This window comes from Pseudomonas extremorientalis (assembly GCF_001870465.1).
Taxonomy (GTDB): Bacteria; Pseudomonadota; Gammaproteobacteria; order Pseudomonadales; family Pseudomonadaceae; genus Aquipseudomonas; species Aquipseudomonas extremorientalis.
The window spans coordinates 233522-257763 of the sequence record NZ_MDGK01000031.1; the positions used below are offsets into that span (position 1 = coordinate 233522).

At 58.5% G+C, this 24242-nt stretch carries 21 protein-coding genes and 1 other RNA gene; 13 read left to right on the plus strand and 9 right to left on the minus strand.

Translation table 11 applies throughout. The features are described 5' to 3' along the window. Positions 1-79: 79 nt before the first annotated feature. The 5 genes from BFN10_RS12875 to BFN10_RS12895 form a co-directional block, all read right to left on the minus strand. Positions 80-967 (minus strand): hypothetical protein, encoded by an 888-nt coding sequence (locus tag BFN10_RS12875; protein WP_071489981.1) that lies wholly within the window; start codon positions 965-967, stop codon positions 80-82. A 573-nt stretch (positions 968-1540) separates the two neighbouring features. Continuing rightward, positions 1541-1937: a transfer-messenger RNA gene (gene ssrA, locus BFN10_RS12880) on the minus strand. Between the two features lie 104 nt (positions 1938-2041). Next, positions 2042-2320, minus strand: coding sequence for a hypothetical protein (locus BFN10_RS12885; protein ID WP_010206635.1), 279 nt, complete (start codon positions 2318-2320; stop codon positions 2042-2044). Positions 2321-2457: 137 nt separating this feature from the next. After that, positions 2458-5268, minus strand: a complete 2811-nt coding sequence (locus BFN10_RS12890) for an FAD-binding and (Fe-S)-binding domain-containing protein (protein WP_071489982.1) — start codon at positions 5266-5268, stop codon at positions 2458-2460. A 70-nt stretch (positions 5269-5338) separates the two neighbouring features. Continuing rightward, a complete protein-coding gene (locus tag BFN10_RS12895; protein WP_071489983.1) occupies positions 5339-7033 on the minus strand; it encodes a lactate permease LctP family transporter in 1695 nt (564 codons plus the stop codon). 248 nt (positions 7034-7281) lie between these two features. On the opposite strand from BFN10_RS12895, the gene BFN10_RS12900 reads away from it, so the two are divergent. Beyond that, positions 7282-8049 (plus strand): FCD domain-containing protein, encoded by a 768-nt coding sequence (locus tag BFN10_RS12900; RefSeq protein WP_071489984.1) that lies wholly within the window; start codon positions 7282-7284, stop codon positions 8047-8049. 37 nt (positions 8050-8086) lie between these two features. On the opposite strand, the gene smpB is transcribed toward BFN10_RS12900, so the two are convergent. After that, positions 8087-8569 (minus strand): SsrA-binding protein SmpB, encoded by a 483-nt coding sequence (gene smpB, locus BFN10_RS12905; protein WP_058427663.1) that lies wholly within the window; start codon positions 8567-8569, stop codon positions 8087-8089. Between the two features lie 166 nt (positions 8570-8735). On the opposite strand from smpB, the gene BFN10_RS12910 reads away from it, so the two are divergent. After that, positions 8736-9170, plus strand: coding sequence for a type II toxin-antitoxin system RatA family toxin (locus BFN10_RS12910; protein WP_071489985.1), 435 nt, complete (start codon positions 8736-8738; stop codon positions 9168-9170). Then, positions 9163-9465, plus strand: a complete 303-nt coding sequence (locus BFN10_RS12915; RefSeq protein WP_071489986.1) for an RnfH family protein — start codon at positions 9163-9165, stop codon at positions 9463-9465. Before BFN10_RS12910 ends, BFN10_RS12915 begins: the two co-directional genes overlap by 8 nt. Positions 9466-9527: 62 nt before the next feature. On the opposite strand, the gene BFN10_RS12920 is transcribed toward BFN10_RS12915, so the two are convergent. Then, positions 9528-10055: an outer membrane protein assembly factor BamE gene (locus BFN10_RS12920; protein ID WP_071489987.1), complete on the minus strand. Its 528-nt coding sequence runs from the start codon at positions 10053-10055 to the stop codon at positions 9528-9530. Positions 10056-10153: 98 nt separating this feature from the next. On the opposite strand from BFN10_RS12920, the gene fur reads away from it, so the two are divergent. Next, on the plus strand, positions 10154-10558 hold the full coding sequence (gene fur, locus BFN10_RS12925; RefSeq protein WP_003194220.1) for a ferric iron uptake transcriptional regulator: 405 nt from the start codon (positions 10154-10156) through the stop codon (positions 10556-10558). 87 nt (positions 10559-10645) lie between these two features. Here the strand turns inward: fur and recN are convergent, their stop codons facing one another. Continuing rightward, on the minus strand, positions 10646-12319 hold the full coding sequence (recN, locus tag BFN10_RS12930; RefSeq protein WP_071489988.1) for a DNA repair protein RecN: 1674 nt from the start codon (positions 12317-12319) through the stop codon (positions 10646-10648). A gap of 254 nt (positions 12320-12573) precedes the next feature. Here recN and grpE point away from each other — a divergent pair, with 254 nt between their 5' ends. From grpE to BFN10_RS12970, 8 genes are all read left to right on the plus strand, one after another. Continuing rightward, positions 12574-13134, plus strand: coding sequence for a nucleotide exchange factor GrpE (gene grpE, locus BFN10_RS12935; protein ID WP_071489989.1), 561 nt, complete (start codon positions 12574-12576; stop codon positions 13132-13134). Between the two features lie 102 nt (positions 13135-13236). Beyond that, positions 13237-15153 (plus strand): molecular chaperone DnaK, encoded by a 1917-nt coding sequence (gene dnaK / locus BFN10_RS12940; RefSeq protein ID WP_071489990.1) that lies wholly within the window; start codon positions 13237-13239, stop codon positions 15151-15153. Positions 15154-15470: 317 nt separating this feature from the next. After that, complete coding sequence (gene dnaJ / locus BFN10_RS12945) at positions 15471-16595, plus strand: molecular chaperone DnaJ (protein ID WP_071489991.1); 1125 nt, start codon at positions 15471-15473, stop codon at positions 16593-16595. 10 nt (positions 16596-16605) lie between these two features. Next, positions 16606-17412: a 4-hydroxy-tetrahydrodipicolinate reductase gene (dapB, locus tag BFN10_RS12950; RefSeq protein WP_071489992.1), complete on the plus strand. Its 807-nt coding sequence runs from the start codon at positions 16606-16608 to the stop codon at positions 17410-17412. A gap of 259 nt (positions 17413-17671) precedes the next feature. Next, a complete protein-coding gene (carA, locus tag BFN10_RS12955) occupies positions 17672-18808 on the plus strand; it encodes a glutamine-hydrolyzing carbamoyl-phosphate synthase small subunit (RefSeq protein ID WP_071489993.1) in 1137 nt (378 codons plus the stop codon). Positions 18809-18913: 105 nt separating this feature from the next. Further along, on the plus strand, positions 18914-22135 hold the full coding sequence (gene carB, locus BFN10_RS12960) for a carbamoyl-phosphate synthase large subunit (protein WP_010206612.1): 3222 nt from the start codon (positions 18914-18916) through the stop codon (positions 22133-22135). Next, entirely contained in the window at positions 22132-22608 is a 477-nt protein-coding gene (greA, locus tag BFN10_RS12965; RefSeq protein WP_060752268.1) for a transcription elongation factor GreA, read from the plus strand. The genes carB and greA overlap by 4 nt, the downstream gene beginning before the upstream one ends. A 28-nt stretch (positions 22609-22636) precedes the next feature. After that, a complete protein-coding gene (locus BFN10_RS12970; protein ID WP_071489994.1) occupies positions 22637-23041 on the plus strand; it encodes an MFS transporter in 405 nt (134 codons plus the stop codon). A 9-nt stretch (positions 23042-23050) separates the two neighbouring features. On the opposite strand, the gene yhbY is transcribed toward BFN10_RS12970, so the two are convergent. After that, entirely contained in the window at positions 23051-23359 is a 309-nt protein-coding gene (gene yhbY, locus BFN10_RS12975; protein ID WP_028617972.1) for a ribosome assembly RNA-binding protein YhbY, read from the minus strand. Between the two features lie 106 nt (positions 23360-23465). Here yhbY and rlmE point away from each other — a divergent pair, with 106 nt between their 5' ends. Continuing rightward, positions 23466-24116, plus strand: a complete 651-nt coding sequence (rlmE, locus tag BFN10_RS12980) for a 23S rRNA (uridine(2552)-2'-O)-methyltransferase RlmE (protein ID WP_010206606.1) — start codon at positions 23466-23468, stop codon at positions 24114-24116. Positions 24117-24242: the final 126 nt, after the last annotated feature.

A 24242-nucleotide genomic window follows, 5' to 3' on the forward strand; every position in this document is an offset into this window, starting at 1 on the left:
CAGGTTTGGGTCGTAGAAGCTGTAGGCAAGAAGAGTCGAGGCGATGACAGCGCGAGTGTTTTGCGTGGTCCCGATTCTTTTATCTGGGATCGTTATTTGCCGCAGGCTGAAGATGACTAGGGTGGATAGGGCCACATGTGAATCGTTGGTACTGAATTAACTTCCGTCGGCGTGCGTCACCTATCTGGCGAAGCGTGTTCGGTCGCTCTCGATCCAAGTAGGTAGCAGGAAACAGCGCTGGGTCGTAGGGGATGGCGTCCAGCACGTCGATTCCATATTCGACATAAACACGTTTGCCAAGCTGTGTCAGTGCTAAGGCTTTAATTCGACGGATGTGCTCCGATATGACTCGATACCCATCATTTACCAGCAAGTCGCGCAGGTAGTGGTTCGATGCGCGTAGTGCGATCTTTACCCGAACCGACTCTCGGTGCGGTCGATCTTGCCAGTAAGCGAATAAATTGAATAAACGAGACTTCAGACATGTGATCGGGTCGATGACGGCGACCTGCACACCTTCGATATCCAGGACGGATAAATACTTGAAAATCTCTTTTTTGGGCGCCCCCCCGACGCTGTCCATTTCCAGGATATCGACGATGACCTCTTTACCGTCAACCCAGTCAATGTACGCGGCGGCAATATTTATCGTGTTGTCGTCCATCTTCGCCTTGCGAAAAGGGACGCCCATTACGCGGGCGCAATAATCAATAGAGTTGGGCTTGCCGATAAAGTCCAAGTCATCGCTAGTGACGAATCCGACATCCTCGCCTGTCATTTCGTCGATGAGGTATTGCCGGGCCCAAAGCGTAAGCGATTGCCCGCCAACGATCACAAGGCCGTAATCGGTGACAGCTGATTGAATTGAGGGGCGGTAGACGCGCTGAATTAGATCGAGCAGGAAAGCGAAGAGCTCTGAACGTTCAAGTAGGGCGAACGGGGCATCTTCGTTTACCGCCTCGGGCATCAGTTGCTTAGCGCAGAGAATCGTTGTGGGCGAGCGATTGATGCAGAGTTGCCACGAAGGGCGGCTTTGGCACGGGCAGCAGCCATTTCGAGCATCTCAGGGGCAGCAGCATAGACAGCATCAACCTGGCGGTCACGTGAGCTGCTTTTAAGGCTCATTATTTCCGCAAAGCTAAGGTCTTTTGAATGATGGTGGCCGCTGATCATGGCGAAAGTACCCATAAGGGTGAAATGGACTTGGATTTGAGGTTAGCACACTCGGTCGGTCCGCTATAGGGGAAACACTGTGAGTGCAAGGTATTAATCGACGAAATGCATGGTTCATCACCCTGTCCAGGTGCAAAGGGCCGGTTTCACCGGCCCTTTGCACCTGGACAGCTTCTGGCCGCATAAGATGCAACGATCTTTGTCAAGAGGATCATCTGTCAAGTGAAATGTCAACATGACGTGCAATTCAAGCTGGCTGGGCCTGTCGGTAAATAATCGCCTATGAAGGCTAAAGGCAATGAAGCCTTTTAACTCATTGATTACCAGGCACAAAAAAGACGTCCGTGGACGTCTTTGATTGATCATTTGGTGGAGCCGGGGGGATTTGAACCCCCGTCCGCCAGTACTCCGCTGTCGGTACTACATGCGTAGCCGTTTCTATTAAGTTAACCCTCAGCGACCCGAAGGGCAGGGTGCTTTGGGCGAGTTGTGTAAGTTTTAGCCGCTTCGTCCACAACGTACTGCACGGCGATTCTGTTCTATATGACAATCACTTTGGGTTTACAGACATCCCCTGGTGATTGCTGGACCCGAAGGTACCAGAAGCTCAGGGCTAAGGCTGCTTACGCAGCGAGAGCGAATTCCTGGCCGTAGTTTTCGTCATTGGCAACTATAAGAAGTTGCAACAGTGGATTTACGAGTTCTGTTACCAACTCGGCATGCACCTAAAGTTTCGCGACCGGCGTCGAATCCTAAACGGCCCCGTGCTTGTAACTCGTTGTTTCTTAGTGAGTGACAAGCCTATGCAGTGTACGCCAAACACTCGCGGAAGGCCAACCCGAAGGTTGGTCTTCCGCTATAGCGCTGCCTATTGGCCGCCTTTTTCGCTGTTCTGCAGGTCTTGCAGCGCCTTCGAGGTGATCTCGATGCACTTTTTGTCATCACCCGCGGCGTGGGCCGCCTTGGCCTGGGAGACGGCAGTGTCTATCTCGCCGCTTTTACCACTGGTGTCGGTGGCGAGCAGCGCTTTACCGTTGTTGATTTTGTCCAGATTGATTTTGCACAGATCGGGCTCGCCCGCCGCGAACACAGGGGAGGCCAGCATCGCAGCGGTAATGAACAAGCCAGCAAGAGCGGAACGCTTCATAGGGTATCTCCTTGCGCAAAAGGGCTCGACGCTGCTGGCGTTCAACCGCTGCCAGCGACATCACTGATAAACCTCGCTTGGCGAGGCCTATGCAGATGACTACGCCGGCGCGCAGGGGTTCTGTTTTTTTTGCAGGCTCAGTGAGCGCGGGCCTGGGTGACGCGGTCCACCAGGTAGACCAAGCCGTGATAGTCGATGCCGCCATGCTGGCTCAGGCCGATCTCACAGGTGCGGCTGGTGGAGATGCCTTCGCTGCAATATTGCACCGCATCCTTGAGGGTGCGCAGTGAGTGGGCGTTGAGTTCCGGCGTGGTGAAGCCCTTGTCGCCGGCGAACCCGCAGCAATGAATGCCTTCCGGGATCACCACGGTGTTGGAGCAGCGGCGAGCGAGGTCGATCAGGGCCTGGCTCTCGCCCAGGTGCTGGGTGCTGCAGGTGACATGCACCGCGATGGGGGCTTCCTGGGGGGTGAAGTCGAGGCGGTCCATCAGGTGCGTGCGGATAAATCCTACGGGGTCGTAAAGATCCAGGCGCGTTTCGCCCAGGTCCTGCACCAGGCGCAGGGTGCAGGGGCTGGTGTCGCAGTAGATCGGGTCGAGCCCGCCACGGCTGGCGTGGAGCAGCGCGCCGATCAGTTCCTGGCGCTTGTGTTCGGCCTGTTCCGCGTAACCTTTGGAGGCGAACGGCTGGCCGCAGCACAGGCTGTCCTGGTTGTCGGGAAATACGACTTGGTATCCGGCTTTTTCCAACAGGTTGCGGGTTTTGTCGTACAGCGACATCTGCTCTTTATCGCCCGCCGCCGGGCCCATGGCGCGTGAGACGCAGGCCGCCAGGTAGACCACCCGGGGTCGCTCGTCCGTCACCGCCGGGCTGAAGCGAATGGCTTTCTCCGGCTGCGGCATGGCGTTGGTCCACTGCGGAATCTGCCCCTTGGACAGCCTGGTCACGCCGGCCGATAGCTTCGCCAGGCGCGGGGCGCCCAGCAGCATGCGTGCGCCATTGGCCACATGCAGTGTAAAACGCGCGCCTTGCAGCGCGGTGGCGAAATGCGTGGCGAGCCAGTCGGCGGTTTTCGTACGGTCAGCATCGCGGCTGCGCAGTTTTTTCACCAGGTCGCCGGTATTAATTCCTACAGGGCAACGCTGGGCGCACAGGCCGGTGGCGGCGCAGGTGTCGATGCCCTGGTACTGATAGGCGGCTTCCAGCTCAGCGGTGTCGATACCAGCGCGTTTTTTCGCCTGGATATCGCGCCAGATCACGATGCGCTGGCGGGGGCTCAGAGTCAGGCCTTTCGACGGGCACACCGGTTCGCAGAAACCGCATTCGATGCACTTATCCACAAGCTCGTCGGCGGCAGGCAGCGGCTTGAGGTGCTTGAGGTGGATTTGCGGGTCTTCGCTGAGCACCACGTCCGGGTTGAGAATGCCGTTGGGGTCGAGCAGGCGCTTGAGTTGCCACATCAGTTTGTAGGCGTCGCTGCCCCATTCCAGCTCGACGAACGGGGCCATATTGCGGCCGGTGCCGTGTTCGGCTTTCAGCGAACCACCGAATTCCACCGCTACCAGTTGTGCCACGTCGTCCATGAACGCTTGGTAGCGTGTGACTTCTTCCGCGCTGTTGAAGCCTTGGGTGAACACGAAGTGCAGATTGCCTTCCAGCGCGTGTCCGAAAAGTATCGCTTCGTCGTAGTGATGTTTGTCGAACAGCTCGATCAAGCGATTCACGCCGATTGCCAGTTGTTCGACCGGGAAGGTCACGTCCTCGATGATTACCGTGGTGCCGGTTTTGCGCACGGCGCCGACAGCGGGAAAGGTGTCCTTGCGGATCGCCCACAGGCGGGCGTTTTCCACGGGGTCTTCGGTGAAGTCGACCTGCTTCTCGACCGGAAACTGGGCCAGGGAAGCCATGATCAGCGCCAGTTGCTCGTGCAGTAACGACGAGGACGCTGCACGCGACTCGATCAATAGGGCGCAGGCATTTTCCGATAGGTGCTGTACGAAAGCGGGCATGCCCGGCTTGTTCTGTACCGAGCGCATGCTGCGACGGTCCAGCAGCTCAACGGCCGAAACGGGTTGGGTCTTGAGGACGGTGACTGCATTGCAGCAGGTTTCGACGTCTGGAAACACAATCAACGCCGACGCTTTGTTGGGGTGATCGATCACGGTGTCGTAGGTGACCGCGCTGATAAACCCGAGGGTGCCCTCGGAACCTACCAACAGATGGCTGAGGATATCGAGGGGGTCGTCGAAATCCACCAAGGCATTGAGTGACAGCCCGGTGGTATTTTTCAGACGATATTTGTGGCGGATCTTTGCCGCCAGTTCAGTATTTGCACGGGTCTCGCGCCCCAGTGCCGCCAGACGCTCAAGCAGCGCGCCGTGCTGTTCGCGAAACGCCGCCACGCTGGCTGCGTCTTCGGTATCCAGGCGGCTGCCGTCAGCCAATACCAGGCGTATCCCGGCCAGGGTGTGGTAGGTGTTCTGCGCCGTGCCGCAGCACATGCCGCTGGCATTGTTGGCGACGATGCCGCCGATTTTGCAGGCGTTGATCGACGCTGGGTCCGGCCCGATCTTGCGTCCGAACGGCGCCAGCCACGCGTTGGCCTGGGCGCCGATCACGCCGGGCTGCAGGCGGATTTGTGTGCCTTGGCCGCGAATTTCGCGGCCATTCCAGTTGTCCCCCAGTACGATCAGCACCGAGTCGCTGATGGCTTGCCCGGACAGGCTGGTGCCAGCGGCACGGAAGGTCACTGGAACGTGGTCGCGTTGAGCCAGTTGCAGCAGCGCGACGACTTCGTCTTCCGACTCCACGCGGATTACCAGCTGTGGGATCAGTCGGTAAAAACTGGCGTCGGTGCCGAAGGCGAGGGTGGAAAGCGGGTCGTCGAAGCGTCGATCTTTCGGGATCAGTTGTGCGGCGTCGCGCAGGAAAGCAGCAGGCAGGCTCATCGGTCCTCCAGAAATAGCAGACGCCGGAACCGTTGTCCGGCGTCGATTCTTACCCTATTGCATGCAGGTCTCAGTGCACCAGCATACCGGTGAACCAGTAGGCCTGGGCCAGGGTGATCAGCCCGACGATGGTGGCAAAGAACAAGCTGTGCTTGAGGGTGAAGCGGAACAGGTCGGATTCCTTGCCCACCAGGCCGGTGGCGGCGCAGGCCACGGCGATGGATTGTGGCGAGATCATTTTGCCGGTGACGCCGCCGCTGGTGTTCGCGGCAACCAGTAGGGTGTCGTTCACACCGATCTGATGCGCAGTGGTGGCTTGCAGCGAGCTGAACAGGGCGTTGGACGACGTGTCGGAGCCTGTCAGGAAAACCCCCAGCCAGCCGAGGAAAGGCGAGAAGAACGGGAAGGCTGCACCGGTGCCAGCCAATACCAGCGCCATGGTCGACGACATGCCGGAGTAGTTGGTGACGAAAGCAAAGGCCAGCACCATGCCGATGGACAGGATCGGCCAGCGCAGTTCGTAGAAGGTCTCTTTTAAAGTGGTAAGACCAGTCTTGATGTCGATCTTCAGTACCAGCATCGAGATCAGCGCGGAGAAGAAAATCGCGGTGCCGGTCGCGGAAATCGGGTCCAGCTTGAACACGGCCGGAATCGCAGTGGGGTTGGTCACGATCGGGGCGACCTTGATCACCAGTTGATCCAGGTGCGGGATCGCAAAGTTGAACACCCAGCTGTACATCGAGCCACCGGCGGCGAACATCGCTTTGAACGGCTTGAGGGTCCAGATGGTGACCAGCACCGTGAGAATCAGGAACGGCGACCAGGCCTTGAAAATCTGCACCAGGCTGTAGGGCGAGACAGTTGTGTTGCGCGGCAGGCCGAAACCGCCCGCACTCGCGGTGACCGCAGCGCTGGAGGTGGCGCCGGCTATCTGTGCGCCCGCAGTGCGCTTGGGCTGCCAGACTTTCAGGAACAGCGTCAGGGAAATCAGGCTGGCCAGGGCCGAGGTGATGTCCGGCAGTTCCGGGCCGATGAAGTTGGAGGTGAAGTACTGGGTGATGGCAAAGCTCAAACCTGCCACCAGAGCGGCCGGCCAGGTTTCACGCACGCCGCGCAAGCCGTCCATCATGAACACCAGCCAGAAAGGCACGAACAGCGACAGCAGCGGCAATTGGCGGCCGGTCATGGCGCCGATCTTGAACGCGTCGATGCCGGTGACTTGCCCGGCCACGATGATCGGGATGCCCAAGGCGCCGAATGCGACAGGCGCGGTGTTGGCGATCAGGCACAGGCCGGCGGCGTACAGCGGGTTGAAGCCCAGGCCGACCAACAACGCTGCGGTGATCGCCACGGGGGCGCCAAAACCGGCCGCACCTTCCAGGAAGGCGCCGAAGCAGAAGCCGATCAGCAGCACTTGCAGGCGTTGGTCATCGGTAATCGACAGGACCGAACTGCGGATGATCTCGAATTGGCCGCTTTTGACCGTGAGTTTGTAGAGGAACACGGCCGCGACGATGATCCACGCGATAGGCCATAGGCCGTAGGCAAAGCCGTAACCGGCGGCGGCCAGCGCCATGTCCACAGGCATCTGGAAGGCGAAGATCGCCACCAGGATCGATAGCGCCAGGGTGATGCTGCCGGCCACATGCCCTTTGAGGCGAAACACGGCCAGGGCCAGGAAGAAGAATACGATCGGGATGACGGCCGCCAGTGCGGACAGGCCGAGGCTGCCGAGCGGGCTGTAGAGCTGTTGCCAGGTTTGCATATGGGGTGGCCCCTGATTGTTGTTGTTTGGTCAGCTTGGATAATTGGTAATACCAATTTACAATCGCTGTTGGCTAGAGTAAAAGCCTTGCCAGGGGCGTGTCAATTTGCCGCTTGCGAAACTTTGGTCGTAGGTCGGTGTGCAGGGGGCTGATCGGTTGAAAGGAAGGCGTTCTGATAGGTGCCGCAAGCGCTGCGATAGGCCAGAATAGAGCCCCGGCGAGTGGTCGGGATGGTGGAGAGTGAGTGATGGGGTTTGATCAGGTGCGTCAGCGCCGTTTGTCTGACGATATTGTCGAGCAGCTTGAGGGCATGATCCTCGAGGGCACGCTGAAGTCGGGCGAGCGCTTGCCGGCCGAGCGCGCTTTGGCTGAGCAGTTCGGGGTGTCGCGGCCTTCCTTGCGCGAGGCGATCCAGAAGTTGGCGGCCAAGGGTTTGCTCGTCAGCCGTCAAGGCGGTGGCAATTATGTGGCTGAGTCCCTGGGCTCCACGTTCAGTGATCCGTTGCTGCACCTGCTGGAGAACAATCCCGAGGCCCAGCGTGATCTGCTGGAGTTTCGTCAGACCCTCGAAGCGTCTTGCGCCTATTACGCCGCGCTGCGCGCCACGGAGGTTGATCGCGAGCGGCTGACGGCGGCTTTCGAGGTGCTACAGGATTGCTACACCCGCTGCGATGAAGTGAGTCGAGCGGAAGAGGGCGCGGCGGATGCGCGGTTTCACTTGGCGATCGCCGAAGCCAGTCATAACGCCGTGTTGCTGCACACCATTCGCGGTCTGTTCGACCTGCTGAAACGAAATGTGGTGACCAACATTGGTGGCATGTACCAGCAGCGTACGGAAACCCGCGACATGCTGATCAATCAGCATCGGGATTTGTACCAGGCGATTATCGAAGGTCGCGCCGAGCAGGCGCGCGAGGTTTCAACACGTCACCTGCTGTATGTGCAGGAAGTGCTGGAGGAGGTGCGTCAGGAAGTTCAGCGCGTGGCGCGTGCGGAGCGGCGCAAGGGGGTGTAGCCGAGGGGGGGCGCCCACGGCTGCATCGCAGCAAGGATTATTCTTCCTTGCCCTTGTTGCGCACGGCGCGATGCAGTTCGCGGTTGGAATCACGTTCGCGCTCGGAATCACGCTTGTCGTATTCCTTCTTGCCCTTGCCCAGTGCGATTTCGCACTTGACCAGGTGCTTGCTCCAATACCAGGACAGACAGACGCAGGCATAGCCCTTCTGCTGTACAGCGGCTGCGAGCTTTTCCAGTTCGCGGGCATTGAGCAGCAGCTTGCGCGTACGCACCGGGTCGGCGATCACGTGGGTGCTCGCGGTGGTCAGCGGGGTGATATGACTGCCGAGCAGCCATGCCTCGCCATCCTTGAGCAGCACATAACTGTCGACCAGTTGCAGCTTGCTGGCACGCAGACTCTTTACTTCCCAGCCGGCCAGGACCAGACCAGCCTCGAACCGATGTTCGATGAAGTAATCGTGTCGCGCCTTTTTGTTTTGCGCGATGGTCCCTGTGGGGTGTTTCTTTTGTTTAGCCATAGGGGCGGCATTATAGGGAGTTGCGAGCGTGTCGGCTACGGTCAACCTGCGTGCTTGAGCGTGTTGGATGAATCCCGGACAATGCAGGCAGTTCTCTGGATTTTTTCTTTCGCGGATCGGGCTGTTTTTTCGCGATGTTTGCCTCAGCTGTGGAAATAACGCACACATGACGACGCATATTCAACGTTCAGCGCTGCTGCCCTATCCGGCACAGGCGCTCTATGACCTGGTCAACGACGTGGCGCGTTACCCGGAATTCCTGCCGTGGTGCTCAACGGCCGAGGTGCTGGAAAGCAGTGATGACCACATGGTCGCCAGTGTCGGGGTCGCGAAGAGTGGCCTTAGTCAGCATTTTGTTACGCGTAATGTGCTGGTGCCCGGTAAGTCCATCGAAATGAATTTGCAGGAAGGGCCGTTTACCCAACTGCATGGCGTATGGGTGTTCAAGGCGCTGACGGATAAGGCCTGCAAAATCAGCCTGGATCTTTCTTTTGACTATGCCGGGCCTATTGTGCGGGCGACGTTGGGGCCGTTGTTCAACCAGGCCGCCAATACCCTGGTGGATGCTTTTTGTCAGCGAGCCAAGCAACTGCATGGTTGAGATCGAAGTGGTGTATGCCGCCGAGGATCGCCAGGTGTTGCTGGCGGTGTCGGTGCCGGTGGGCACTCATCTGCGTGCTGCGGTGCAGGCGTCCGGTATTGCAGCGCAATTTCCCGAGCTGGATCCAGCGAATTGCCCTTTGGGGATATTCGGCAAGGTGGTTGCGGACGCCGACGTGCGCGCAGTGCAGGCCGGTGACCGTATTGAGATTTACCGTCCGTTATTGGTGGATCCGAAAGAGGTGCGCCGGCTCCGCGCGGCCAAGGCGGCCCTGGCCAAGCAGCAGCACCCATAGGCCAGCCAAATGGCGGCAACAAAAAGCCCGGCATGCCGGGCTTTTTGTTGAGCGCCGCACACTTACTGCGGGCTGGTGTCCAGAGGCTGCGGCGTCGGGACGGGTACTGTCTCCACCCCGTCGACGTCTTTCTGGATCTTGTCGAGCAAGGAGCCAGGCTTGGCCGGTACTTCGGACTTCGGCTTCTCGCCTTCCTGCGCAGGCGCAGTCACGTTGTTACCGTTATCCTTGCCAAGCAGGGCTTCATCACGGCTTACGCCGGGCATGAAGTCGCCGGACAGGCTGACAAGCTGGTCATTGCCATTGAAGATGACACTGACGCGCTCCTGCTGGCGTTCACCGCCACCTGGTTGCAGGCTGTAGAGATAATCCCAGCGATCGGCATGGAAAGTGTCGGTCAGCAGGGGATTACCCATGATAAACCGTACTTGCCGTCGGGTCATTCCGGGGCGTAACTGGTCTATCATGTCCTGCGTGACGACATTGCCCTGCTGGATGTCGATTTTGTAAACCCCGGGGAATGAACAACCGGCGAGTGCGAGCAGTCCCACAAAGGTGAAACTGGTTAGCAAGAGCTTGGTGTTTTGCATCGGTGGGCGACTTCCACTATCTTGGCTGGGACAACGTAAACGCCGATCATACCCGTATTAAGAGAAGCTGCGAAGCAGCATCCGCGAGAAAGCTAACCATGGTTGAAAATAGCGAACTACGCAAAGCCGGTCTCAAAGTGACTCTGCCACGAGTCAAGATTCTACAAATGCTCGATTCTGCTGAGCAGCGCCACATGAGTGCCGAGGATGTCTACAAGGCGCTGATGGAGTCTAATGAGGACGTTGGTCTGGCCACGGTTTACCGTGTGCTGACCCAGTTTGAAGCCGCTGGGCTGGTGGTTCGTCATAATTTCGACGGCGGTCATGCAGTGTTCGAATTGGCTGACGGTGGTCATCACGACCACATGGTTGACCTGGATACCAACGAGGTTATCGAGTTCACCAGCCCGGAAATCGAAGCGTTGCAGCATAAGATTGCTGAAGAGCATGGCTTCGATCTGGTTGACCATAATCTGGTCCTGTACATCCGTAAGAAAAAGTAACAAGCGCTGCAGATTTACGCTGCAAAACGATCGAAGGCGACCTCAGGGTCGCCTTCGTGCTTTCTATAAAGAAGGAATGTTGTTCGCTCAGGCCTTTGCTGCCACGACCATTTTCTTCGCGTGCGCCAACGACTCCTTGGTCAAATCAATACCGCCGAGCATGCGCGCCACTTCTTCCACACGTTCGGACTTGTTCAGCTTGGACACGGCCGTGTGCGTCGCATCACTGCCGCGTACCTTGTGCACAAACAAGTGTTGATGACCTTGGGCTGCCACTTGCGGTAAGTGGGTGACCGTCAGTACCTGGCCTCGATCCCCCAGGCGTCGCAACAGTTGGCCAACAATTTCTGCTGTCGGCCCGCCAATGCCCACGTCAACTTCGTCGAATACCAGTGTCGGTACCCGGGAGGTTTGCGCGGTAATTACCTGGATCGCCAGGCTGATCCGCGAGAGCTCGCCGCCGGATGCCACTTTTGCCAACGCCTTGAGCGGCTGTCCAGGGTTGGCGCTTACCAGTAGTTCAACCTGCTCCAGTCCGTGGGGTTGCAGCTCGTTGCTGGTGTTGGCGTGCAGTTCGATGGTGAAGCGTCCGCCCGGCATGCCCAGGCGTTGGATCTCCAGCTCTACTGCGCTGGCCAGGCCGGTCGCGGCTTGTTGGCGCAGGTCGCTCAGTTCGCGCGCTTTCTCCTGGTAATGACGAGCGAACGAGGCGAGTTCTTCGCCCAGTCGTTCGATGGACTCGTCATTCGCATTCAGGGTCTCGATTTCATCCAGCAGCTTTTGCTGCATTGTCGCCACTTCGGTGGGCTGGATTCGATGCTTGCGCGCCAGGGTATAGATGGTGTCCAGGCGTTCTTCTATTTCCTGCAGGCGTGCCGGGTCGGCATCGAAGTGATCCAGGAAGCGATTCAGTTCGCCGACCGCTTCCTCCACCTGGATTTGTGCACTGGTGAGCAGCGTCGTAGCTTCGCTCAGCGAGCCAGAGGCATTGTTCACGCTCGACAAGCGATTGAGGCTGGCAGTCAGTGCATTGAGCACGTTGCCTGAGTCGCTTTCACTGCATTGCTCAACCACCTGGCGACAAATACCCAGCAGGGTTTCTGCGTTGGTGAGGTTCTTGTGTTCCTGCTCGAGCTGCTCCAGTTCGTTCTCGCCCAGGCCCAGGCTCTCCAGTTCTTCGAGTTGATAGCTGAGCAACTGATGGCGAGCACGTTGTTCATCGCCGGAGTTGGAGAGTCGCTCCAGTTCCTGGCGAGTCTGGCGCCAGCGCTGGGCGGCCAGTTGCACCTGGCGGGCAAGGTCTGTGGCGCCGGCGTATTCATCGAGCAGGCGGCGATGGGTGTCGGTCTTCAGGAGCGACTGGTGCTCATGCTGGCTGTGGATATCGATAAGCAGCTCGCCCAGGGCTTTCAGGTCGCCCAGTGGGCAGGGCGTACCGTTGATATAGCCGCGCGAGCGACCTTCCGCCGTGATAACCCGTCGCAGGATGCACGGGCCTTCATTATCAAGGTCGCGTTCGGCCAGCCAGGTTTCGGCCTCGGGAATATCGGCCAGGTCGAAGGTGGCCAGGATATCAGCCTTGTCTGCGCCGGGGCGCACTACGCCGCTGTCGGCGCGATCACCCAGGGTGAGACCCAGGGCATCGAGCATGATCGACTTGCCGGCGCCGGTTTCGCCTGTGATTACGCTCATCCCGCGATCCAGTTCGAGATCCAGGTGTTCAACGATGGCGTAGTTATGTACGGACAGGTGCACGAGCATGACGGCCGCTCCCAGGCTTTAGGTCTGGTTATTTATACAGTGTTTTGTTCGGGGCTGACAATCCTGGCGTTTAGCTCGATTTGCTTGAATAGACGCGTTTTTTAGCGCGCTGAGGAATGAAGGGGCAGGAATTGATCCCGGTCATGGGAAAGACTTTTGGTAACGCCTACGCCCTTGAACCTGGAAATTGTGGCCCCATATACCGGAACAGAAGCGCGAGTTGAGTTCGCGCATGATTTTGAAAGGAGAAAACTATGGCTGACGAACAGACGCAGGATACGCAAACTCCAGACGCCAATTCGGCTGTCGGCGACGAGCTGGCAACTCGCGTGCAAGTGCTCGAAGAGCAATTGGCGGCTGCGCAGGATCAGTCTTTGCGTGTTGCCGCCGATCTGCAGAACGTCCGCCGCCGTGCCGAGCAGGATGTAGAGAAGGCTCACAAGTTCGCACTGGAAAAATTCGCCGGTGACTTGCTGCCGATCATCGACAGCCTGGAGCGTGGTCTCGAGTTGTCCAATCCGGATGACGAAAACATCCGCCCAATGCGCGAAGGGATCGAGCTGACCCTGAAAATGTTCCAGGACACCCTGAAGCGTTATCAGTTGGAAGCCATCGATCCAACCGGCGGCGAACCGTTCAACGCTGAACATCATCAGGCCATGTCCATGCAGGAAAGCCATGACCTGGAGCCTAACAGCGTGCTGAAAGTGTTCCAGAAGGGCTATCAGCTCAACGGTCGCCTGCTGCGTCCGGCGATGGTCGTGGTGAGCAAGGCGCCTGCACCGGTTGCGCCTTCTATTGATGAGCAGGCTTGAAATACGCTGTAAAGCCCCCATCTATAAGTCAAGCGTTTAAGTGCTACCGCAGTTAGCCACCACTGCTGCGGCAACCAAATTCAAGTTTCGGGAGAGTAAATCATGGGCAAAATTATCGGTATCGACCTGGGGACCACCAACTCGTGTGTGTCCGTCATGGAAAACGGCAAGGCCAAAGTCATCGAGAACGCGGAAGGCGCGCGTACCACTCCGTCGATCATTGCTTACGCAAATGACGGCGAGATCCTGGTCGGTCAGTCGGCCAAGCGCCAGGCTGTCACCAACCCGCACAACACTCTGTACGCAGTAAAGCGTCTGATCGGTCGTAAATTCGACGAAGAAGTCGTACAGAAAGACATCAAGATGGTGCCTTACAAAATCGCCAAGGCTGACAACGGTGACGCCTGGGTTGAAGTAAATGGCAACAAGATGTCCGCACCGCAGATTTCGGCTGAAGTCTTGAAAAAGATGAAGAAAACGGCCGAAGATTACCTGGGTGAAACAGTGACCGAAGCGGTGATCACCGTTCCGGCCTACTTCAACGACAGTCAGCGTCAGGCCACTAAAGATGCCGGTCGCATCGCGGGCCTGGACGTAAAACGTATCATCAACGAACCAACCGCAGCTGCGCTGGCTTACGGTATGGACAAGGCCAAAGGCGACCACACCGTGATCGTTTATGACCTGGGTGGTGGTACTTTCGACGTGTCGGTCATCGAGATCGCTGAAGTTGACGGCGAGCACCAGTTCGAAGTGTTGGCCACCAACGGTGACACCTTCCTGGGTGGTGAAGACTTTGACATTCGTCTGATCGACTACCTCGTTGACGAATTCAAGAAAGAAAGCGGCATCAACCTCAAAGGTGATCCGCTGGCGATGCAGCGTCTGAAAGAAGCTGCTGAAAAAGCCAAGATCGAACTGTCTTCGAGCAATTCGACCGACGTGAACCTGCCGTACATCACTGCAGATGCCACCGGTCCTAAGCACTTGAACGTGAAGATCTCTCGCGCCAAGTTGGAAGCACTGGTTGAAGACCTCGTTCAGCGCACCATCGAACCTTGCCGCATCGCGCTGAAAGACGCCGGTATCGACGTGGGTTCCATCAACGACGTGATCCTGGTGGGCGGTCAGACCCGTATGCCATTGGTTCAACAGAAAGTTACCGAGTTCTTCGGCAAGGAAGCACGTAAAGACGTGAACCCGGACGAAGCGGTTGCCATGGGTGCTGCCATCCAGGGTGCGGTACTGGCCGGCGACGTGAAAGACGTGCTGCTGCTGGACGTCAGCCCGCTGACCCTGGGTATCGAAACCATGGGCGGCGTGATGACTGCGCTGATCGAGAAAAACACCACGATTCCTACCAAGAAATCCCAGGTGTTCTCGACTGCCGACGACAACCAGGGCGCGGTGACCATTCACGTGCTGCAAGGTGAGCGTAAGCAGGCTGCTCAGAACAAGTCCTTGGGCAAGTTCGACCTGGCCGAGATTCCACCAGCTCCACGTGGTGTGCCACAAATCGAAGTGACCTTCGACATCGATGCCAACGGCATCCTGCACGTTGGCGCGAAAGACAAGGCGACTGGCAAAGAGCAGAAGATCACCATCAAGGCCAACTCCGGTCTGTCTGATGAAGAAATTCAACAGATGATTCGTGATGCTGAAGCGAACGCTGATGCGGATGCCAAGTTTGCCGAGCTGGCTGGCGCCCGTAACCAGGGTGATGCGCTGGTTCACTCGACGCGCAAAATGGTCGCTGATGCTGGCGATAAAGTGACTGCCGAAGAGAAGGCTGCCATCGAAGCTGCTGTCGTTGCCCTGGAAACCGCCGTGAAAGGCGATGACAAGGCAGCTATCGAAGCCAAGATCGAAGAACTGTCGAAAGTGTCTGCGCCAGTTGCTCAGAAAATGTACGCCGAACAAGGTCAGCCAGCTGACGGTGCTGCGCAACAGGCAGAGCCTGAAGCCAAGCACGACGACGTTGTCGATGCCGAGTTCGAAGAAGTCAAAGACCAGAAGTAAGTTGGTCGCCCGGTTGACCGCTATCAAGCGGTGACTGGTAGGATGTCGCCGCGCGGGAGCTTGCTCCCGCGTTGGCGTGTCTGGGGTATGCGAATTTTTACAGCATGCGACAGTCTTCGGATGCTGGCGGTGTGATCGGGAATGCTCCTGCTTTCCGAGCAGTAAATACCGCATTTTTGGCCGGGTCCCTGGCTAAAAGTAGTAATGACCAGGATCGTTGAATTGACGTGAGTTGGGTCCGGGCCTGTATTGGGGCTCAACGAGTTTGGCAAGGCTCAGGAGGGTCTGGCCGAACGTCCTTAAGAGTGCAAAGACTTATGGCAAAGCGTGACTATTACGAAGTATTGGGTGTGGAGCGCGGCTCCAGCGAGACGGACCTGAAGAAGGCCTACCGTCGCCTGGCGATGAAGCATCACCCGGACCGTAATCCGGATAGCAAAGAATCCGAGGAAATGTTCAAAGAGGCCAACGAGGCCTACGAATGCCTGTCCGATCCCAACAAACGGGCAGCGTACGACCAGTATGGCCACGCCGGTGTCGACCCGAGCATGGGCGGTGGCGGTGCCGGTTTTGGTGGCCAGAACTTCTCCGATATCTTCGGCGATGTATTCAGCGACTTCTTCGGTGGTGGCCGGGGTGGTCAGCGTGGCGGCGCCCAGCGTGGCAGCGACTTGCGGTACACCCTGGAGTTGAATCTGGAAGAAGCCGTACGCGGCACCAGCGTCAATATCCGTGTGCCGACGCTGGTCAACTGCAAGCCGTGCGACGGCTCGGGGGCCAAGAAAGGCTCTTCGCCGATCACCTGCCCAACGTGCGGCGGTATTGGTCAGGTCCGTATGCAGCAGGGCTTCTTCTCTGTGCAGCAGACCTGCCCGCGCTGCCATGGCCAGGGCAAGATCATTTCCGACCCGTGCGACTCCTGCCACGGCGAAGGTCGTGTCGAAGAGTACAAAACCCTTTCGGTGAAAGTGCCGGCGGGTGTGGATACCGGTGATCGCATTCGTCTGTCGGGTGAAGGCGAGGCGGGTACGCAGGGTGGCCCTACGGGGGACTTGTACGTGGTGATCAATGTGCGCGAGCACTCGATCTTCCAGCGTGACGGTAAGCACTTGTTCTGCGAAGTGCCGATCAGCTTTGTTGATGCGGCGCTGGGTGGCGAGCTTGAGATTCCAACGCTCGACGGTCGAGTCAAGCTCAAGATCCCTGAAGGCACCCAGACTGGCAAGCAATTCCGTATCCGTGGCAAGGGCGTTGCGCCGGTGCGTGGCGGCGGTGCTGGCGACCTGATGTGTCGTGTGGCGGTAGAGACTCCGGTCAACCTGAATCGCCGTCAGCGCGAACTGCTTGAGGAGTTCCGCAGCTCGATGGAGGGTGATGACTCTCACTCGCCGAAAACCGCGGGCTTTTTCGACGGTGTGAAGCGCTTCTTCGGCGACCTGTAAGGAATTGAATATGCGACGTATAGCCGTAATGGGCGCTGCCGGGCGCATGGGTAAGACGCTGGTCGAGGCGGTGCAGCAACGCTCGCCGGCCTCCGGGCTGACGGCGGCGATCGTCCGCCCGGGCAGCACGTTGATCGGAGCGGATGCCGGTGAGCTGGCTTCGCTGGGGCGCATCGGCGTTTCGTTGTCGGGCAACCTGGAGCAGGTGGCTGACGAGTTCGACGTACTGATCGACTTCACCCTGCCGGAAGTGATGCTGAAAAACCTGGCGTTCTGCCGCAAGGCGGGCAAGGCGATGGTGATCGGCACCACCGGTTTGACGGTTGAGCAGAAGCAGTTGCTGGTGGAGGCGGGCAAGGATATTCCTATCGTCTTCGCGGCCAACTTCAGCGTGGGCGTGAACCTGTCGCTCAAGTTGCTTGATCTGGCAGCGCGCGTGCTGGGGGATGAGGCGGATATCGAAATCATCGAGACCCATCATCGCCACAAGATCGATGCGCCGTCGGGCACTGCGCTGCGCATGGGCGAGGCGATCGCTGATGCGCTGGGTCGCGACCTGTCGAAAGTGGCGGTATACGGCCGCGAAGGCCATACCGGCGCGCGTGCGCGTGACACCATCGGCTTTGCAACGGTGCGCGGGGGGGATGTGGTGGGTGATCACACCGTCTTGTTCGCCACTGAGGGCGAGCGCCTGGAAATCACGCACAAAGCGTCCAGTCGCATGACGTTTGCCAAGGGTGCGGTGCGTGCAGCGCTCTGGTTGGAAGGTCGCGAAGCGGGTCTTTACGACATGCGCTATGTGCTGGATCTGCACTAAGCAGTAGCTAAAACGGGGCCTCAAGCTTATGCTTAGGCCCCGTTTTTACCCGCTAAGCGACGTCCTGTCGCATTCCCCTGCCTTTAAGGCTCATTAGCGGTGGACCAAAAAAGCCTTTTTCTGTAAGCTACAGCTTTAGTGTGTCCACTAAAAGCGCGCAGAATAATTCAGTGAAGAAGCGGGGTGACGTGTCCATACGTCACTCCGCTTTTTTACAACCTGCGATCGCCCTTTCAGGCTTTATTTACGGGAGGTCTTCTTGACTAAGCCAGCCATACTCGCCCTTGCTGATGGCAGCATTTTTCGCGGCGAAGCCATTGGAGCCGACGGTCAGACCGTTGGAGAGGTAGTGTTTAACACTGCCATGACCGGCTATCAGGAAATCCTTACCGATCCTTCCTACGCCCAACAGATCGTTACCTTGACCTATCCGCACATCGGCAACACCGGTACTACACCGGAAGACGTCGAGTCTGATCGTGTCTGGTCGGCCGGTCTGGTGATTCGTGACCTGCCCCTGGTTGCGAGCAACTGGCGTAACACGATGTCGCTGTCTGATTACCTGAAGGCCAACAATGTTGTGGCGATCGCGGGTATCGACACGCGCCGCCTTACGCGCATCCTGCGTGAGAAGGGGTCGCAGAACGGCTGCATCATGGTCGGTGACAATATTTCCGAAGAGGCGGCGATTGCCGCAGCCCAAGGTTTCCCTGGCCTGAAGGGCATGGACCTGGCGAAAGTCGTCAGCGTCAAAGAGAAGTACGAATGGCGCTCCACGGTCTGGGACTTGAAGACCGACAGCCACGCGACCATCGAAGCCGCAGACCTGCCTTACCACGTGGTCGCCTATGACTACGGCGTGAAGTACAACATCCTGCGCATGCTGGTCGAGCGCGGTTGCCGCGTGACCGTGGTGCCGGCGCAAACCCCGGCCAGCGACGTGCTCGCCCTGCAACCGGACGGCGTGTTCCTGTCCAATGGCCCGGGTGACCCTGAGCCATGCGACTACGCCATCCAGGCGATCAAGGAAGTGCTGGAAACCGAGATTCCGGTGTTCGGTATCTGCCTCGGTCACCAATTGCTGGCCCTGGCCTCCGGCGCCAAGACCCTGAAAATGGGTCATGGCCACCACGGCGCCAACCACCCGGTACAAGACCTGGATACCGGCGTTGTGATGATTACCAGCCAGAACCACGGTTTTGCGGTAGATGAAGCCACCCTGCCGAGCAACGTGCGCGCCATTCACAAGTCGCTGTTCGACGGTTCCCTGCAGGGTATCGAGCGCACCGACAAGAGCGCGTTCAGCTTCCAGGGCCACCCTGAAGCCAGCCCGGGCCCGAACGACGTAGCGCCGCTGTTCGACCGTTTCATCAATGAGATGGCCAAGCGACGCTGACTGAGCGGCCTGCGGGCGGCCCCGGATGTCGGTGGCCCCCGCAGGCTCTTCAAAGATTGTTCAAGACGGCTTGCCGACTGACCTGCGGATTTGAGTGACAAACCCATGCCAAAACGTACAGACATAAAAAGCATCCTGATTCTCGGCGCTGGCCCGATCGTGATCGGCCAGGCCTGTGAATTCGACTACTCCGGCGCCCAGGCCTGTAAGGCTCTGCGCGAGGAGGGCTACCGCGTCATCCTGGTGAACTCCAACCCGGCCACCATCATGACCGACCCGGCCATGGCCGACGCCACCTACATCGAGCCGATCAAGTGGCAGACCGTTGCCAAGATCATCGAGAAAGAGCGTCCGGACGCGCTGCTGCCGACCATGGGTGGCCAGACCGCACTGAACTGCGCCCTGGACCTTGAGCGCGAAGGCGTCCTGGAAAAGTTCGGCGTAGAGATGATCGGCGCCAATGCCGACACCATCGACAAGGCTGAGGACCGTTCGCGCTTCGACAAGGCCATGAAGTCCATCGGCCTGGCCTGCCCGCGCTCCGGTATCGCCCACAGCATGGAAGAAGCCAATGCGGTCCTCGAGACCCTGGGTTTCCCGTGCATCATTCGTCCGTCGTTCACCATGGGCGGCACCGGTGGCGGTATTGCTTACAACCGTGAAGAGTTCGAAGAAATCTGCGCCCGCGGCCTGGACCTGTCGCCGACCAAAGAGCTGCTGATCGACGAATCCCTGATCGGCTGGAAAGAATACGAGATGGAGGTTGTCCGCGATAAAAAGGACAACTGCATCATCGTCTGCTCCATCGAAAACTTCGACCCGATGGGCGTGCACACCGGTGACTCGATCACCGTGGCTCCGGCACAGACCCTGACCGACAAGGAATACCAGATCCTGCGTAACGCCTCCCTGGCGGTATTGCGCGAGATCGGCGTGGAAACCGGCGGCTCCAACGTTCAGTTCGGTATCTGCCCGAACACTGGCCGCATGGTCGTGATCGAGATGAACCCGCGTGTGTCCCGTTCGTCGGCCCTGGCTTCGAAAGCCACCGGCTTCCCGATCGCCAAGGTCGCGGCCAAGCTGGCCGTGGGTTACACCCTGGACGAGCTGTCGAACGACATCACTGGCGGCAAGACCCCGGCGTCCTTTGAGCCTTCCATCGACTACGTCGTCACCAAGCTGCCGCGTTTTGCCTTCGAAAAATTCGCCAAGGCTGATGCGCGCCTGACCACCCAGATGAAGTCTGTCGGTGAGGTCATGGCCATCGGTCGTACCTTCCAGGAATCCCTGCAGAAAGCCCTGCGCGGCCTGGAAGTGGGCGTTTGCGGCCTGGACGAGAAACTCGACCTGAGCAACCCGGAAAGCATGAGCGTGCTCAAGCGCGAGCTGACCGTGCCGGGCGCCGAGCGCATCTGGTACGTGGCGGACGCGTTCCGTGCCGGCATGACCGTCGAAGACATCTTCGGCATGAACATGATCGACCCGTGGTTCCTGGTGCAGATCGAAGATCTGATCAAGGAAGAAGAGAAGGTCAAGACCCTGGGTCTGGCCAGCATCGACCGCGACATGATGTTCCGCCTCAAGCGCAAAGGTTTCTCTGATCAGCGTCTGGCCAAGCTGCTGGGTGTGACCGAGAAGAACCTGCGTACCCATCGCCACAAGCTGGAGATCTTCCCGGTCTACAAGCGTGTTGACACCTGCGCGGCCGAGTTCTCCACCGACACCGCGTACCTGTACTCCACCTATGAGGAGGAGTGCGAAGCCGCGCCGTCGGGTCGCGACAAGATCATGATCCTGGGCGGCGGTCCGAACCGCATCGGCCAGGGTATCGAGTTCGACTACTGCTGCGTCCACGCTGCCCTCGCCCTGCGCGAAGATGGCTACGAGACCATCATGGTCAACTGCAACCCGGAAACCGTTTCCACTGACTACGACACCTCCGATCGTCTGTACTTCGAGCCAGTGACCCTGGAAGACGTGCTGGAAATCGTGCGCGTCGAGAAGCCAAAAGGCGTGATCGTCCAGTACGGCGGGCAAACTCCGCTGAAACTGGCGCGTGCCCTGGAAGCGGCCGGCGTGCCGATCATCGGTACCAGCCCGGACGCCATCGACCGTGCAGAAGACCGCGAGCGCTTCCAGCAAATGGTTGAGCGCCTGAACCTGCGTCAGCCGCCAAACGCCACTGTGCGCAGCGAAGACGAAGCCATCCGTGCCGCCAGCAAGATCGGCTACCCGCTGGTGGTGCGTCCGTCCTACGTGCTGGGCGGTCGTGCGATGGAAATCGTCTACGAAGAAGAAGAGCTCAAGCGTTACCTGCGTGACGCGGTGAAAGTGTCCAATGACAGCCCGGTGCTGCTGGACCACTTCCTCAACTGTGCCATCGAGATGGACGTGGACGCGGTGTGCGACGGTACCGACGTGGTGATCGGCGCGATCATGCAGCACATCGAACAGGCGGGCGTTCACTCCGGTGACTCCGCTTGCTCGCTGCCGCCGTACTCGCTGCCGGCGCACATCCAGGACGAAATGCGCGAACAGGTCAAGAAAATGGCCCTGGAGCTGGGTGTTGTCGGCCTGATGAACGTGCAACTGGCGTTGCAAGGCGAAGACATCTACGTGATCGAGGTCAACCCGCGTGCTTCGCGTACCGTGCCGTTTGTTTCCAAGTGCATCGGTGTGTCCCTGGCCATGATCGCTGCCCGCGTGATGGCTGGTAAGACCCTGAAGGAAATCGGCTTTACCAAGGAAATCATTCCGAACTTCTACAGTGTGAAAGAGGCGGTGTTCCCATTCGCCAAATTCCCTGGCGTGGACCCGATCCTGGGCCCAGAGATGAAGTCGACCGGTGAAGTAATGGGCGTTGGCGATACCTTTGGTGAGGCGTTTGCCAAGGCCCAGATGGGCGCCAGCGAAGTGCTGCCGACCGGCGGTACTGCGTTTATCAGTGTGCGTGATGACGACAAGCCACTGGTTGCAGGCGTGGCCCGCGATCTGATCAACTTGGGCTTCGAAGTCGTGGCCACTGCCGGGACCGCCAAGCTGATCGAAGCTGCCGGCCTCAAAGTGCGTCGCGTGAACAAGGTGACGGAAGGCCGTCCGCACGTGGTCGACATGATCAAGAATGACGAAGTCACCCTGATCATCAACACCACCGAAGGTCGCCAGTCGATCGCGGATTCCTATTCCATTCGTCGTAACGCCTTGCAGCACAAGATCTACTGCACCACCACCATTGCTGCTGGCGAAGCCATCTGTGAAGCGCTCAAGTTCGGTCCGGAAAAGACCGTGCGTCGCTTGCAGGATCTACACGCAGGATTGAAGGCATGACCAAATACCCAATGACCGTCCAGGGCTTCAAGGCCCTGGAAGAGGAGCACGCCCACCTGACCAAGGTCGTCCGTCCGAAGCTGAGCCAGGACATCGGGACGGCCCGCGAACTGGGTGACCTGAAGGAAAACGCCGAATACCACGCTGCCCGCGAGCAGCAAGGTATGGTCGAAGCGCGGATCCGTGACATCGAAGGCCGTCTGCAGAACTCCGTGGTCATCGATGTGACCACCATTCCTCATACGGGCAAGGTGATCTTCGGTACGACCGTCGAAATCGCCAATGTCGAGACCGATGAAAGCGTGACCTACCACATCGTGGGAGAGGACGAGGCCGACATCAAGCAAGGCAAGATCTCTGTGGGGTCTCCGATTGCTCGCGCCTTGATCGCCAAGGAAGAGGGTGATGTGGTCGCTGTGAAAACGCCGAGCGGTGTGATCGAGTACGAGATTGTTGAAGTTCGTCACATCTGAAAGACGGCGCCCGCTTCGTGCGGGCGCCATGCTTTGGCAGCTCTCCCAGATGCTTTGGGTGGGCGGCCTGTGGTTGTTGCACATCGGTGTGTTGCCGGCGCTGGGCCTGATTGGCCTGGCACCGCTGCTGATCGACGAGATCGATGGACTACTCAGTGCGCTGCTGGTGGGTTTTGCGGCGGCGTGCGTGACACTCCAGGTATTGGTGCTGGTCAAGGCCGAGGGCTTGGGGAGTTTGTGGCGGGATATTCGCGGGCAACTGCTGTTGATGGCGCTGTATGCATGCGCAATGTTTTGCGTGGTGCATGTCTGGTTGCCGGAAGCGTTGCGCTGGCAGCTATTCAGCTATCTTGTGCTAGGGTTCTCCGGCCTGGTGCTGGTTTTACAGCCTGCACCGGGATGGAGTGGCGGGGCGCGCGAAGCACGCCCGTGACCCTTTTTATTACTTGAAGCGGTGTACGTTCGACAGTTGCTTGTTGACGCTGAAGTTTTTGCGATACAGCAGCGCCATCTTGCCGATGACCTGGACCAGGTCTGCTTTGCCTGCCTTGCACAGTTCTGCAATAGCAGCCAGGCGAGCTTCGCGATCAAGGATGTTGACCTTGATCTTGATCAGTTCATGATCGTTCAGTGCACGTTCGAATTCGGCTAACACACCTTCAGTCAAACCGTTATCTGCCACAATCAGAACTGGTTTCAGATGGTGGCCAATGGATTTGTACTGTTTCTTCTGCTCTTGAGTGAGCGGCATAATCTGACCCCTGCGTCTGATCTTGTAAAAAGCGGCGGCCAGTTTACCCGAGCGAGTCCGGGACCGCCCAGTTAATCACGACCCGTTTTATTTTTCGAGGTGGCCCGTGGCCCGTTCCAAAACCAGCCTTAAGTGGCTACAAGAACATTTCAACGATCCTTACGTCAAAAAGGCGCAAAAGGACGGTTACCGGTCCCGGGCCAGCTACAAGTTGCTGGAACTCCAGGACAAGGACAAATTGTTCCGCCCAGGCATGAGCGTGATCGACCTGGGTGCCGCCCCGGGTGGCTGGTCCCAGGTGGCCAGTCGTCTGATTGGTGGGCAAGGCCGGTTGATCGCTTCCGACATCCTGGAGATGGACAGCATCCCGGATGTGACGTTCGTGCACGGGGACTTTACCCAGGACGCGGTCCTGGCTGAAATCCTGGAAGCCGTCGGAAATTCGCAGGTGGACCTTGTGATTTCCGACATGGCCCCCAATATGAGTGGATTACCGGCTGTTGATATGCCGCGAGCCATGTTCCTGTGCGAATTGGCACTGGATCTGGCGGGTCGGGTATTGCGTCCGGGTGGTGATTTCCTGGTCAAAGTCTTCCAGGGTGAAGGCTTCGACGAGTACCACAAGAACATTCGCAAGCTGTTCGACAAGGTGCAGATGCGTAAGCCGGACTCCTCGCGTGACCGGTCTCGCGAGCAGTATCTGCTGGCGCGGGGGTTCCGTGGCATCGAAGGCGCCGCCAGTGATGAGCGTCTTTGAAGGTTTGAAGGGAGTCGATAGGTTTTTTTATATCGCTTTCGTCACGAAGCTTTACGAATATTGTGTAGTCAAAGTTTCACAAAGGGTTACAGACGGCGCCTGCCAGTGTTGTAGGTAATGTAGTAA